The sequence below is a fragment of the Brevundimonas sp. FG8 genome (genome assembly GCF_057808845.1).
Genome location: NZ_JBMDIU010000001.1, coordinates 257,106 through 270,301, shown reverse-complemented (window position 1 = coordinate 270,301; position 13,196 = coordinate 257,106). Strand labels below are relative to the sequence as shown.

The window sequence follows — 13,196 nt, the reverse complement described above, 5'->3', positions numbered from 1 at the left end:
GAGCCTGCTTAGCCAGTGGGCGGACGATCAGCCGCCCGTCTTGCCGCTTTTGCCTGCGATGGGAGGGAGCTCGGGCGCCGGGTCGTCGGCAGGCGCCCCCGGGGCCGCCGGTGAGACGCCCTCCGGCAGGCCGATGTGGACCAGACGCCATTCGAACGGCCCCTTGCGCTCGAAGGTGAAGACGGTCTTCGAGCCGCCCTCGTCCGTCACCGCCATCCGGGCGCGGTTCACGCCCCAGAAGACCGGCTCGGGGAAGGGATCACGGCGCTCGCCCTCCGACGGCGCGGCGGTGCGCTGGGAGGCGTAGCGGCCCTCGCCCCGGGTCAGGGCGGCGACGGCGGCGGGGGTCAGATAGGCGTCCGGCGTTGGACCCAGCGCCGGAACCGCCTGCTCGAACTGACGCCGCACCGCGCCGATGGGGTCTTCGAGGAAGGACGGAGCCGGCGCCTGCGCCGCCGGATTGCCGGTCAGTTGGGGGCGCAGCGACTGGCGCACGGCGGTGTAGTCGATCAGCCGCGACAGGGCCGCCGCATCATTGGCGTCCGCCGCCGACCGAACGGCGAAGAAGGCCACGCCGGGCGCCGCGAAGAAGCTGATCACCGCGATGATGATCGCCGCCAGAATAAGCCGCCCGATGAGTTTCACGCCCGCCCTCCGTTAACCGGACCAGATATGCACGGGCCGGGTCGGTGGCCAAGGCCTTCTCCCCTCGGGGGAGAAGGTGGGCGGCGGAGCCGCTCGGCTGAGGGGGCTCTGTCCGCGCCACAATTGGAAAGGGGGACGCCGTTTCCGGCATCCCCCCATCCGTCATGCTTCGCATGCCACCTTCTCCCCCGCAGGGGAGAAGGGCAATTAAGCCGCCAGTTCCTTGGTCAGGTTCTCGGCGACCTTGTCCAGGAAGCCTTCGGTCGACAGCCACGACTGGGTGTCACCGACCAGCAGGGCCAGGTCCTTGGTCATGTAGCCGGCCTCGACGGTGTCGACGACGACCTTCTCGAGGGTGTCGGCGAACCGGTCCAGCTCGGCGTTGCCGTCCAGCTTGGCGCGGTGCTTGAAGCCACGGGTCCAGGCGAAGATCGAGGCGATCGAGTTGGTGGAGGTGGCTTCGCCCTTCTGGTGTTGGCGGTAGTGACGGGTCACGGTGCCGTGGGCGGCTTCGGTTTCCAGCACCTTGCCGTCCGGGGTCATCAGGACCGAGGTCATCAGGCCCAGCGAGCCGAAGCCCTGGGCGACGATGTCCGACTGCACGTCGCCGTCGTAGTTCTTGCACGCCCAGACGAAGCCGCCCGACCACTTGATCGCGGCCGCGACCATGTCGTCGATCAGACGGTGCTCATAGGTCAGGCCGCGGGCCTTGAACTCGGCGGCGTAGTGCTCGTCGAACACAGCCTGGAAGATGTCCTTGAAGCGACCGTCATAGGCTTTCAGGATCGTGTTCTTGGTCGACAGATAGACCGGGTAGTTGCGCTGCAGGCCGTAGGCGAACGAGGCGTGGGCGAACTCGGTGATCGAGGCGTCCAGGTTGTACATGCCCATGGCGACGCCGGCGCCCGGCGACTTGAAGACCTCGTGCTCGATCACCTCGCCGTCGTCGCCGACGAACTTGATCGACAGGGTGCCGGCGCCCGGCATCAAGAAGTCGGTGGCCTTGTACTGGTCGCCGAAGGCGTGACGGCCGACGACGATCGGCTGGGTCCAGCCCGGAACCAGACGCGGCACGTTCGAGCAGATGATCGGTTCACGGAAGACGACGCCGCCCAGGATGTTGCGGATGGTGCCGTTCGGCGACTTCCACATCTTCTTCAGGCCGAACTCCTTCACCCGGGCCTCGTCCGGGGTGATGGTGGCGCACTTCACGCCGACGCCATGCTTCTGGATGGCGTGGGCCGCATCGATGGTCACCTGATCGTCGGTGGCGTCGCGGTGCTCCATGCCCAGGTCGTAGTAGTCCAGTTCCAGGTCCAGGAACGGGAAGACCAGCTTGTCCTTGATCATCTGCCAGATGATGCGGGTCATTTCGTCGCCGTCGATGTCGACGATGGGGTTCTCGACCTTGATCTTGGCCATGCGGATGCTGCCTCTGCCTTGGGGAATATGAAAGGGTCGGCGGGGGTATAGCCCCCTCGCGCCGGGGCGCAAAGCCCGTGCGGGGACGCGGCAGATTATCGCCGTTTACCCTGCCCTGAAAAAGCCGCCTCCGGCCAAGCTGAACGCCGCGTCGTCAAGGCTCGTTGGCCTTTCAGTGACTGGCTTACCAAGACCGACGGGGCGCATGAGTGATGATGTGGAGACGCTCACCGAGCAATGGATACTCACCTTCTGCGAGGCCCCGATTCTGATAGACCCTGAACTGATGCGGCGGGTGCTGGCGGACTATGAGCGGGACCTGCGCACCGGCCGGCGTCCGCATCCGCGAAAGACCGGACGGAACCGGTCGGGGCGATCCCGCGTCTATCAGGGAGATCGGGGTCCGGACGGCGCGCATGTCCTGAAACCCGTCGAAGCTTTGACATTCAGGGGGGAAGACCCGTGCGATATCTGATCCTGGCGGCGGCGGCGTCGACCACGTTGGCGGCCTGTGGGCGGGACGAGGCGGACAAGGCACCGACGCCGGTCGCGGGCGCCGCGAGCCAGGCGCCGGCCGACGCTCCGGGCGCACCGTCGCCCTCGCCGGTCGCGGCGGTCCCGGAGATGCGCGAGTTCCGGGAGTGGCGCGCGGCCTGCGACAACGGCAACGCCTGCGTGGCCTGGAGCGGATCGGATAGCGGCTGGCTCCGCATCGCCATCGACGCCGGTCCTGACGCCGTGCCGACCGTGACCGCCGGCAGTTGGGCCTTCGGCGACGTGGACAAGGCGCCCGAAACGCTGAAGCTGAAGATCGACGGACGGGACTACGCCCTGCGCGGGGGAGGTCGTGAGACCGAGGCGCAGCGGGCGCGGACCGTGATCGCCGCCCTGCCCGCCTCGCGCTCTCTGGCGCTGGCATCGGGCGCACAGACGGCGGACCTGCCGTCGTCTGGTATCTCGGCGGCCCTGTTGTGGATCGACGAGCGACAGGGGCGGTTGAACACCCCCACCGCCCTGATCCGACGCGGCGACCGTCCGGCCTCCGCCGTTCCGGCGCCGCCGCCCCTGCCGCAAGCCACACCGGCTCCGGCGATCTCGCAGCGCGGCTTCGAAGGCGCCGCCAATCCGCTGGAGGACGACGCCAGGGGACTGAAGTTGCCCGCCAACATCGAGGGATTGCAGGCGGTCAAGGACTGCCGGGCGGAGGGCAACGACACGCTCAATCAGGCCATCCTCGGCGCGCGACTGGACGGGCAGACGGTGCTGTGGGGCGTGCCCTGCGGCAGCGGCGCCTATAACGCCACCTATGTCCTTTACCTGAGCCGCCCGGACGGTTCGAACGTTCGCCCGGCGCCCCTGCCCGAACGCGCACCCCGCAGGGAAGGCGACATCGGTGGTCAGGGTCCGTGGCTGGTGAACCCGGTCTATGACGCGGAGCGCCGGACACTGACCGTCTTCCCGCGTGGACGCGGCCTCGGCGACTGCGGAACCATCACCACCTGGACCTGGACCACCGGCGGCTTCGCGCTGTCAGAGGAACGCTCCATGGGTGATTGCTGGGGCATGACCCCGGACGTCTGGCCGACACTGTGGCGGACGCGCGGGTGAGCGACGCGGAGGTTCTGATCGTCGGGGCCGGCCCCGCGGGGCTCACGGCGGCGACCTATCTGGCGCGGTTCCGGCGACGTGTGCTGGTGGCCGACGGGGGCCAGTCCCGCGCCTGCTGGATACCCGTCAGCCACAACATGCCCGGCTTTCCCCAAGGCATCACCGGCGACGCCATCCTGAGACGGATGACGGAGCAGGCGGTCGAGTACGGGGCCGTGATCGAAGCCGGGCGTGTTGACGCTCTGGCGCGCGACGGCGGCGACTTCGTCGCCCGGCTGAACGGACGTGAGGTGCGGACCCGGGCCGTTCTGCTGGCCACCGGCGTGACCGACCACCATCCCGATCTGCCCGGTGTCGAGCGCGCCATCGAACGGTCGCTGGTTCGCATCTGTCCGATCTGTGACGGCTATGAAGCCATCGACAAGGCCGTGGCAGTGATCGGGACCGACGAGAAGGGCGCCCGGGAGGCGGCCTTCCTGCGCACCTATTCGGACCGGGTGGCGCTGATCCATATCGGGCGCCCGGAGGACCTGGCTTGCGGCGATGAGCTGGAGCGACTGGGGATCGAACTGATCCGCGCCCCGATCGACAATGTGCGGCTGGAGGCTGATCGGGTCACGGCGCTGAGCTGGGGCGGGACTTTCCGCAGCTTCGACCTGGTCTACTCAGCCCTGGGGACCTCGCCGAACGCCGGGCTGGCGGAGGGCCTCGGCGCCAGGACCGGAGAGGACGGGCGGCTGTTCGTGGACGCCCATCAACAGACCACGACGCCCGGGCTCTATGCCGCCGGGGATGTGGTGCGCGGGCTGAACCAGATCGCGGTGGCGAGCGCCGAAGCCGCCGTCGCGGCCACCGACATCCACAACCGGCTGCGGCAGGCGGACGGCCTGATCGTGCCGCCGAAAGCGGGGCGGCCCGAACACCGGGCGTAGGGGAACCCCGGCGTTCGGGCCATGGCTCCCGCGGAGACGGGAGCCCTACGGCAGAGACAGGGGGCGGAGGCTCCCCCGTAGCGTACCGGGTTGGAAAGGGTCAGCGGCGGTGCGCGGCGTCGGACCGGGGCTGTGCGCGCAGACGCCGACGAGCGCGGCTGCGGCGCCAGTCCTCAAGCACCGAGATCCAGCCCCATGCGGGTTCCTTATGCGTGTGGTGCATCTCTTCCATAGCGGCCTCCTCTGTCCGGCGTCGGCGGTGAGCGGACTATCGGCTTGACAGGTCGGCGGGACAAACCAGATTGGCCGGCCACCTCATAAGGCTCGCTTATGGCCGATCCCCTGTCCGGCATTCCCCTCGCCTCCATCCGGGTGTTCGAGGCCGCCGCCCGCTTGAGAAGCTTCACCCGCGCCGCCGAGGAGCTGGGCATGACCCAGGCCGCGGTCAGCTGGCAGATCAAGGCGCTGGAGGGTCGGCTGGGCCAGAGCCTGTTCCGCCGCCTGCCGCGAGAGGTGCAGCCGACCGAGGCCGGAGAGCGCCTGTCGAGCGCCGCGACGGAGGCCGTCACCCTGCTGCGCCGGGCGATCAGCGACCTGACCGAGGCGGACGAGCACATCCTGTCGATTACGACGCTGGCCACGCTGGCGAGCCAGTGGCTGGCGCCGCATCTGGGGGCCTTTCAGTTGGCGAACCCCGGACTGGCGGTGCGGCTGGACACCAGTCCGGCCCTGCTGGACCTGTCGCGTGAAGGGTTCGACGTCGGCATCCGCTCCGGTCACGGGGAGTGGCCGGGGCTGGAGAGCCAGCTGTTCATGCCGTCGATCTTCACACCCCTGTGCAGCCCGGCGATGGCCGAGCGGCTGAACCTGAAGGCGCCCTGCGACCTGCTGGAGGCGCCGCGGATCGGGATGGAGAAGGAGTGGGCCGAGTGGTTCGCCGTCGCGGGCCTGAGCGAGGGCCGGCGCCCGGCGATCCGCCTGACCGCCGACTATCAGGTGCTGGAGGTGGCGGCGGCGCTGGGCGATCAGGGCGTGGCGCTGGGCTCGCCCATCCTGTTCGCGCGGGAGCTCAGGGCCGGGCTGCTGGTCCGGCCGTTTCCTCAGACGGTGTCCTTCCACACCGGCTACTATCTGGTCTGGCCCGAGGGGCGGCGGCGCTCGCCCAAGATCCGGCGGTTCCGGGAGTGGCTGATGTCCGTCGCCGACGCGGACCCCGCCGTGATCGAGGCGCGCGCGGGGGGCTAACCCCGTCGACTGGCGACCCAGTCGTCGATGACCCGTTCAAGCACCGTCAGGGGCACGCCGCCCGCGTCGAGGCCGACGTCGTGGAAGCCCTTGATATCGAAACGGTCGCCCAGCGTCGCCTTCGCCTCTTCACGCAGGCGCACCCAGGTGGTGTGGCCGACCTTGTAGCTGGAGGCCTGCCCCGGCCAGACGGCGTAGCGTTCGACCTCGGTGGTGATCGAGCTTTCCTGATCGCCCAAGGTCTCGACCATGTAGCGAATGCCCTGCTCGCGGCTCCAGCGCTTGTAGTGCAGGCCTGAGTCGACCACGAGGCGGGCGGCGCGGAACATCAGCGACTGGATGCAGCCGATCCGGCCCCACGGGTCGTTCTCGTACATGCCGATCTCGTCGGCCAACTGCTCGGCGTAGAGGCCCCAGCCCTCGGCATAGGCCGAGAAGCCCAGCACCTTGAGCAGGATCGGCGTGTCGACCTTCTCCTGTTGCAGGGCGATCTGGAAGTGATGGCCCGGGACCGCCTCGTGATAGGTCAGGGTCGGCAGGGTGAATCTCGGCCACTCGGCCGTGTCGCGCAGGTTGATGTAGTAGGCGCCCGGCCGCGAGCCATCCAGCGAGGGTGACTGGTAGTAGCCGCCCGGCGCGCCGGCCTCGATCTCCTTGGGCACACGGCGGATGTCGCAGGCCGAGGTCGGCAGGCGGCCAAAGTATTCGGGCATCCGCGCCATGACCGTAGCCATCTGGGCGTTGAGGTCCGCCAGCAACTGTTCCTTGGCCTCGTCGGTGTTGGGATAGAGCTGGCCCGGCAGGCTGCCGATGGAGGCTATGCGCTCGCCTACCGTGCCTTGCGTCAGCCCCTGAGCCTTCAGAAGTTCATCGGCCCGGGCGCTCAACTCGGCCACCTGCTCCAGACCCATATCGTGGATCTCCTGCCCGTTCAGGGCGGAGGTGGTGTAGAATTTCAGCCCGTAGCCGTAATAGGCGTCGCCGTCCGGCAGGCGCCAGCAGCCGGCGTCGTGCACGGCCGACGGCAGGGCGGCGGCCAAGGTGTCGCGCTGACGGGTCAGGGCGGGCAGGACCTCGCCGTTGACGATGGCCAGGGCGCGGGCGGCCCAGTCGCCCTGAAGCCCCTTCTCCGCCGCGCGGCGGGCGACCGAGGAAACGAGGGTCAGGCCCGCGGGATCGGCGCCGAGGATCGACTGCATCTGACCGGTGGCGCGCTGGATGACGAAGTCGGGCGGCACGGCGCCCGCCGCGAACTCGGCGCGCATCCGCTCGGTCTCCTGATCGAAGACGGTCGCCAGCGCCGAGAGGCGGGATAGATAGGCCTCAGCGTCCTCGGTCGTGTCGATCGAGTGCTGGCTGTCGAGGAAGTCGGGAATGCTCTGGTAGGCGCCGCCGAGCTGGCTGACCGTATAGGGCGACGGCCACATGCCGCCGCCATAGGGGAATTGGTAGCCCTGAACCGCCGTCTCGCCGAAGAACCGGACGGTGTCGTGATAGACTTTGAAACGCGGCGACAAGGCCTCGCGGTCGATGCCGTTCAGGGCCGCCATCGACGCCACGAACTTGACCTTGTCCTGCTGCTGCTTCGCCAGCGAGCGGTCATCCAGCCGGCCCTTCATCGCCGCGCCCGGCCCCTTGTCGAGGCCCAGCATGGTCAGAAGCTCAGGCGAGCTGAGCAGGTGTTCCTGCGTGATCTGGTCCATCACCGTCGACAGGGCCGCGTCGGCGGACCCCGCCTCCTGCGCGAAGACCGCGCCTCCCGTGGCGGCCAGACCGGCCCCGGCGGCGGTGCTCAGAAGGAAACGGCGGCGATCCAGCATGACGGACTCCCGGTGGTCATGAACTTGCGTACCCCGACACTGAACGCCCCCCGCCCCCCGCTGGCAAGCGGCCTTCGTCCGAGGCTCAGGGCTGCTCGCTCTCGGCGCCGAGCCAGGCGGTGCGGAAGGCCAGCTGTTGGGGCGTCGGCGTGGCGCCGGTGGTCTCGATGCGGAGCAGTTCGACGTTCGGGTCATTGCCGAGGGTCATCTGGCCGGTGCGCTCGATGCCGCGCTGGATGAACCGGACCGCGACGGTGTCGCCGGGCTTCAGCGCCTTCAGCGCATCGTCCCAATCCGCCTGACTGTCGATGGCGGTCTCGCCGAGAGCGACGATCTCGTCCCCGCTTTCCAGACCGGCGACGTAGAGGGGCGTGCCGGGGACGGTGGCGGAGGCGAGGCGAACCGTCTCGCCGGTGACCTGAAGCCGGGCCGGACCGGGCCAGGCGGCGGTCGGATTGCGGGGGCGCATCAGGATGCCCGCCTGCGCCAGCATGGGCTGGATCTCCGGCAGCTCGCTGCCCTCGATGCTGAGGGCGAAGAAGGCGTCGGCGAAGGCCTGATCACCGGTCACGGCGGCCAGACCCTTGCGGAGGTCGTCGGTGGTGTAGGGAACTTCATTGACCCCATGGTGGCGCCACATCCAGCGCATGTAGTCGTCCAGCGTCACGTTCCGGAACCGGTCGCGCAGCGTCAGATCAAGCGACAGGCCCAGAGCCGCGCCCCAGGTGTAGTAGCTGACGAAGATGTTGGGGTTGTTGGGGTCGATGGAGGCGGCCGCGTCGACGAAGGGCGCGCGCAGGCTCATCTCCTGCGGATCGCCATAGCCGCGCGCCGGGCTGTTCAGAACCGCGTTGAACTGGCCCCCGACGTTGGCGAGGAAGGCGTCGATGTTAGACACCCCGGCGCGGCGGATGGCCAGCGGGCCGTAGTAGTTGGTGAAGCCCTCGGCGAACCACAGGGACGGGGTCGGGTTGGCGCGGGTGAAGTCGAAGGGCTCCAGCTCGCGAGGGCGGATGCGCTCCACGTTCCAGGAGTGGAAGAACTCGTGGCTGAGGGTGCCGATCTGGCTGTAGTTCCCCTCGGCCAGCGAGCGCGAGCCGCTGAGGATCGTGGAGTTGCGATGCTCCATGCCGTCGCCGCTGACGTGGGGCAGGTAGTCGGCGATGAAGGTGTAGGTCCCGTAGTCGAAGTCGGGCACGTCGCCGAAGACGGCGATCAGCTGGTCCACCACCTTGCGGGCGCGCTCGGCGAAGATGTCGGCATGCTCGTCCGTGCCCGGATCGTGCAGGGCGATGCGGATGGTGCGCGGGACGCCGTCATCATCGACCTGCCACTCGCGGACCCGGTGGTCGCTGAGCTCGGTCGGGCTGTCCATCAGGTACTGGAGGTTCGGCGCGGTGAAGACAGCCGGATCGGCGGTGGGCGCCAGCTGGGTGGCGATGCGCCAGGACGGGTCGGGCGAGCGGAAGGTCAGCTCCACCGGACGGTCATCATAACCCCGCGCCCACAGCAGGGTGGCGGGCATGTTCAGGTGGGCGTGGGTGGCGTCGATCTGGGCGTAGGTGCCGTCGGCGCGGTCGCCGAACAGGGTGTAGGTGACGGTGATGGTTCCGTCGTGACCCGAGACCGTCCAGCCATAGGGATCGGTGCGCTCGACCTCCAGCGGGCGGCCGGCGCCGTCGACGGCGGCCAGCGAATAGACGTTCCTGGCGAACTCATGGATCGCATAGCGGCCCGGCGAGGAGCGGGACATCTCGAACCGCACCGGCTCGCGGCCCATCTCGCGCCAGGTGACCGTGACCCGGGCCTCATGGTGGACGGCGTTGTCGAAGCTGAGCTCATAGCGGACCGGCGGCGCGGTCTGGGCCAGAACAGGGCTCGCGAAGCCAAGCGACAGGGCGGCCAGACTGATGGCGGCGAACTTCATGCGGGGTCCCTCCAGAGCGCGGCGCGGACCGTGGCGCGAGTATCGGCGCCTGACAAGTGAAGGATCGTTCAGCCCGCGTGAAGCTCCTGCTTCACCCGCTCGGCCAGCGTCTTGATGTCCAGCGGCTTGGGCAGGAAGGAGACGCCGACCTCGTCCTGCAGCAGGTCGGAGAAGTCGCTCTCGGCATAGCCGGAGATGAACATGACCGGGGCGTCGCCGAGATATTTGCGGGCCTTCTTCAGCAGGCTGGGGCCGTCGAGGCCGGGCATGATGACGTCGGAGATCATCATGTCGATCTGGCCCGCGTGTTCCTCGGCCAGCTCCAGCGCCTGTTCGCCGTCCTCGGCCTCGATGACCTCATAGCCGCGCTGACGCAGCAGGCGGGCGGCGATGCCGCGCACGGCGGCCTCGTCTTCGACGAACAGGATGCGGCCCGCGCCGGACAGGTCGCGCGGCGCCTTGACCACCTTCTCGATCACCGGGGTCTCGGCCAGTTCCGCCTCGGCGGCTTCGGGCAGGAAGATGCGGAAAGCGGCGCCGGCCCCTTCGAGGTTGGTGACGTTGATGTGGCCGCCCGCCTGTTCGACGATGCCGTAGACCGTGGCCAGTCCCATGCCGGTGCCTTCGTTCACCGCCTTGGTGGTGAAGAAGGGCTCGAAAATCTTGTCCAGCAGTTCGGGCGGGACGCCCGTGCCGGTGTCCGACACCTCGATCAGGGCGACGGCCTCCGTCTCGGCGGCGGCCCAGCCCATCTGGCGCGCCTCGTCCCGCGTCAGGCGGCGGGTTTTGATGGTGACGACGGCGTCGCCCGGCTCGACCACGCCGCGCATGGCGTCGCGAGCGTTGACGGCCAGGTTCATGACGGCGGTTTCCAGCTGGCTCTTGTCGGCCAGAACCACCGGCAGGTCGCGGCCGTAGTCGGTCTCGAGCCGCACATCCTCGCGCAGCAGGCGGCGCAGCAGGACGGCGAACTCACCGACCAGTTCACCGAGGTCCAGACGCTCGCGACGGACGGTGGACTTGCGCGAGAAGGCCAGCAGCTTGCGCACCAGATCGGCGGCCCGGATGGCGGTCTGACGGATCTGGTTCAGGCCGTCGTAGGACGGATCGCCGACAGGGTGGCGCTCCAGCAGTTCGGACAACTGCATCTGGATGGCGGTCAGCAGGTTATTGAAGTCGTGCGCCACGCCGCCCGCCAGCTGGCCGACGGCCTGCATCTTCTGGGCTTGCGAGAGCTGGAGCTCCATCGACTTCTGCGACGAGACGTCAAACAGCCAGACCCGGCATTTGCCGTTCTCGGGCGCGACGTAGAGGTGGAGCATCCGGTCGGGGTGGGCGCGGGCGACCAGCTCGATCGGGCCGGAGGAGCCGCCCGCCAGCTTGGCCTTGGCCTCGACCACGCCGGACGGCTCGAACAGGTGGCCGAAAGCGGCGTCGCGGGCGGCGGCCGGGCCGGTCAGGACGGCGAGGGCGGCGTTGGCTTCCTCGACCTTGCCGGCGAACAGGTCGTCAGCCTGGATCAGGGCCGAGCCGAAGGGCGCACCGGCGGCCATGGCGCGACCGCCGGGACCGTTCTGCGCGGCGACAGGGCGGTCAGCGGCGGGCGTGGCGACGGGCAGGACAGCCTCGGGCGCGGCGCGCAGGAGGAAGCGTCCCTCCCCGGCCCGGCCGATCAGAACTTCAAGCTCTCGCTCGCCGACAGGGACGATGGCGCGGCCATGCTCGCCCGCCCGCGCCTGGGCGAAGGCCATGTAGAGGGCCGAGGCGGCCCCGCCCGAACGCGCGGACGGCAGGGCCACGGTCGCGCCCCCGGCGTTGGCCCAGGCGGCGTTGTAGGCCAGCACCTGCCCGGTGGACCAGACGAGGGCGGCGGGCTCGACCATGGCGTCGAGCAGGTCCACGTCGGCGTCGCCGGTCGGCGGACGTCTTTCGCTGCGCGCGAAGGTGAACAGACCGATCAGGGACACGGCCCCGACGGTAAAGATCAGGATCAGGCCCGGCGTGCTCATGGGATCGGCGCGGAAGGCCGGATAGGCCATGGCCCCCACGGCTACGACAAAGCCGAGCGCCATCACGATCAGCAGCGGATCAATGGAGCGGCGGGCGGTGGTCGTCGTCATGCGTCTCGGCCCGAATCAGAACGGGTGGAATGCGGGATGATGGGCCGGATGCGCCTGTCGCGCGAATCCGGGCGTCGATGGACGGTGGAGACTGTGGAGACCGTCGAAATACACCGTCTATGGAGTCTATGCCGTCTATGTCGTCTATCGGCTGGCGCGCCTCCGGATTGTTGGTTCGGAGAGATTAGCAGGCCGGTACGTCAGAATTGGTCGTATGGCCGAAACGCAAACCGGCCGCCCCGCGTGAGCAGGACGGCCGGTCGGTAACGCGATGCGTCTGGAGCGTTTACGCCGCCTTCAGCTGCTCGGCCTTTTCGGCGCGGGCGGCGTTGATGCGGGCTTCGGCGATCGAGTCAGCGATTTCGTGGGTCGGACGGCCTTCCGAGGCCGAGCGTTCCAGAACCTCGTCGAGCGTCTCCATCAGGCGCGACAGCTTTCCCTCGACCCAGGCCGGATCGTAGGCGCCGCCGGTGTTGCGGGCGTTCAGCTCGGACGCGACGTTGATGATGCCGCCGCCGTTGACGACATAGTCGGGGGCGTAGAGGACGCCGCGCTCGAACAGGATGCGGCCGATCTCCGGGGTGGCCAGCTGGTTGTTGGCGGCGCCGACGACAGCCTTGGCCGACAGGCGGTCCAGGGTTTGCGGGTTCAGCGTCGCGCCCAGGGCGCACGGGGCGTAGATGTCGGCCTTCACGTCATAGATGGCGTCCGGGGCGACGATCTCGGCGTTGGTGCGGGCGGCGACCTCGGCCAGCAGGGCCGTGTTGACGTCGGTCATGACCAGCTTGGCGCCGGCGGCGTGCAGCTTGTCGGCCAGATAGCCGCCGACGTGGCCGATGCCCTGCAGGGCGATGGTCAGGCCGGTCAGGTCGTCCTGCTTCCACAGGCGACGGGCGACGGTCAGGGTCGAGCGGAACACGCCCTCGGCGGTGACCGGGGACGGGTCGCCCGACGCTTCCGGGCCGTCCGACAGGCCGAGCACATAGGGGGTGACCTTGCGGGCTTCGGCGATGTCGGCGACCGACACGCCGACGTCTTCAGCCGCGTAGTAGATGCCGCCGAGGGTCGAGACGGCGCGGCCGAAGGCGGCGAACAGCTCAGGCGTCTTCTGGGTGCGGCTGTCGCCGATGATGACCGACTTGCCGCCGCCCATCTCCAGATCGGCCACGGCGTTCTTGTAGCTCATGCCCTTGGACAGGCGCAGGACGTCCTCGAGCGCTTCAGCCGAGGAGGCGTAGTTCCACATGCGGGTGCCGCCGACGGCCGGGCCGCGCGCGGTTGAGTGAACAGCGATAATAGCGCGCAGGCCGGTCTTTTCGTCATAGACCGCGTGCACGCCTTCGTGGTTCGCGAACGACGGCGAATCGAAAAGGGTCATGCTCATAAGCGTTACTCCCGTGTATTTTTATTGCGCGGCTGCTTACGCGCCGGGGAGATACTCCGCAAGCATGGCGGTTTCGTGATGGGAGACGTGGCC

At 68.9% G+C, this 13,196-nt stretch carries 10 protein-coding genes; 4 read left to right on the top strand and 6 right to left on the bottom strand.

Going from position 1 to position 13,196, the window contains the following annotated elements; all coding sequences use genetic code 11:
- Positions 1-27: 27 nt before the first annotated feature.
- Positions 28-645 (bottom strand): DUF2939 domain-containing protein, encoded by a 618-nt coding sequence (locus ACODRV_RS01175; RefSeq protein WP_141625865.1) that lies wholly within the window; start codon positions 643-645, stop codon positions 28-30.
- 207 nt (positions 646-852) lie between these two features.
- On the bottom strand, positions 853-2,067 hold the full coding sequence (locus ACODRV_RS01170; RefSeq protein ID WP_141625864.1) for an NADP-dependent isocitrate dehydrogenase: 1,215 nt from the start codon (positions 2,065-2,067) through the stop codon (positions 853-855).
- Between the two features lie 217 nt (positions 2,068-2,284).
- On the opposite strand from ACODRV_RS01170, the gene ACODRV_RS01165 reads away from it, so the two are divergent.
- From ACODRV_RS01165 to ACODRV_RS01150, 4 genes are all read left to right on the top strand, one after another.
- Positions 2,285-2,542, top strand: coding sequence for a hypothetical protein (locus ACODRV_RS01165; RefSeq protein ID WP_488907151.1), 258 nt, complete (start codon positions 2,285-2,287; stop codon positions 2,540-2,542).
- Positions 2,530-3,675 (top strand): DUF1176 domain-containing protein, encoded by a 1,146-nt coding sequence (locus tag ACODRV_RS01160; protein WP_488907150.1) that lies wholly within the window; start codon positions 2,530-2,532, stop codon positions 3,673-3,675. The genes ACODRV_RS01165 and ACODRV_RS01160 overlap by 13 nt, the downstream gene beginning before the upstream one ends.
- Positions 3,672-4,607 (top strand): NAD(P)/FAD-dependent oxidoreductase, encoded by a 936-nt coding sequence (locus tag ACODRV_RS01155; protein WP_488907149.1) that lies wholly within the window; start codon positions 3,672-3,674, stop codon positions 4,605-4,607. The genes ACODRV_RS01160 and ACODRV_RS01155 overlap by 4 nt, the downstream gene beginning before the upstream one ends.
- A 330-nt stretch (positions 4,608-4,937) precedes the next feature.
- Positions 4,938-5,852 carry a LysR substrate-binding domain-containing protein gene (locus ACODRV_RS01150; RefSeq protein ID WP_488907148.1) on the top strand — a complete coding sequence of 305 codons (915 nt, stop codon included), beginning with the start codon at positions 4,938-4,940 and terminating at the stop codon, positions 5,850-5,852.
- On the opposite strand, the gene ACODRV_RS01145 is transcribed toward ACODRV_RS01150, so the two are convergent.
- The 4 genes from ACODRV_RS01145 to ACODRV_RS01130 form a co-directional block, all read right to left on the bottom strand.
- The gene (locus tag ACODRV_RS01145; RefSeq protein WP_488907147.1) at positions 5,849-7,672 is read right to left on the bottom strand and encodes a DUF885 domain-containing protein; all 1,824 of its coding nucleotides are present in this window, start codon (positions 7,670-7,672) and stop codon (positions 5,849-5,851) included. The genes ACODRV_RS01150 and ACODRV_RS01145 overlap by 4 nt on opposite strands.
- Positions 7,673-7,757: 85 nt before the next feature.
- On the bottom strand, positions 7,758-9,599 hold the full coding sequence (locus ACODRV_RS01140) for a M61 family metallopeptidase (protein WP_488907146.1): 1,842 nt from the start codon (positions 9,597-9,599) through the stop codon (positions 7,758-7,760).
- Positions 9,600-9,667: 68 nt separating this feature from the next.
- Positions 9,668-11,719 carry a cell cycle histidine kinase CckA gene (gene cckA / locus ACODRV_RS01135; protein ID WP_488907145.1) on the bottom strand — a complete coding sequence of 684 codons (2,052 nt, stop codon included), beginning with the start codon at positions 11,717-11,719 and terminating at the stop codon, positions 9,668-9,670.
- A gap of 286 nt (positions 11,720-12,005) precedes the next feature.
- Positions 12,006-13,097: a Glu/Leu/Phe/Val family dehydrogenase gene (locus tag ACODRV_RS01130; RefSeq protein ID WP_141628205.1), complete on the bottom strand. Its 1,092-nt coding sequence runs from the start codon at positions 13,095-13,097 to the stop codon at positions 12,006-12,008.
- Between the last annotated feature and the right edge of the window lie 99 nt (positions 13,098-13,196).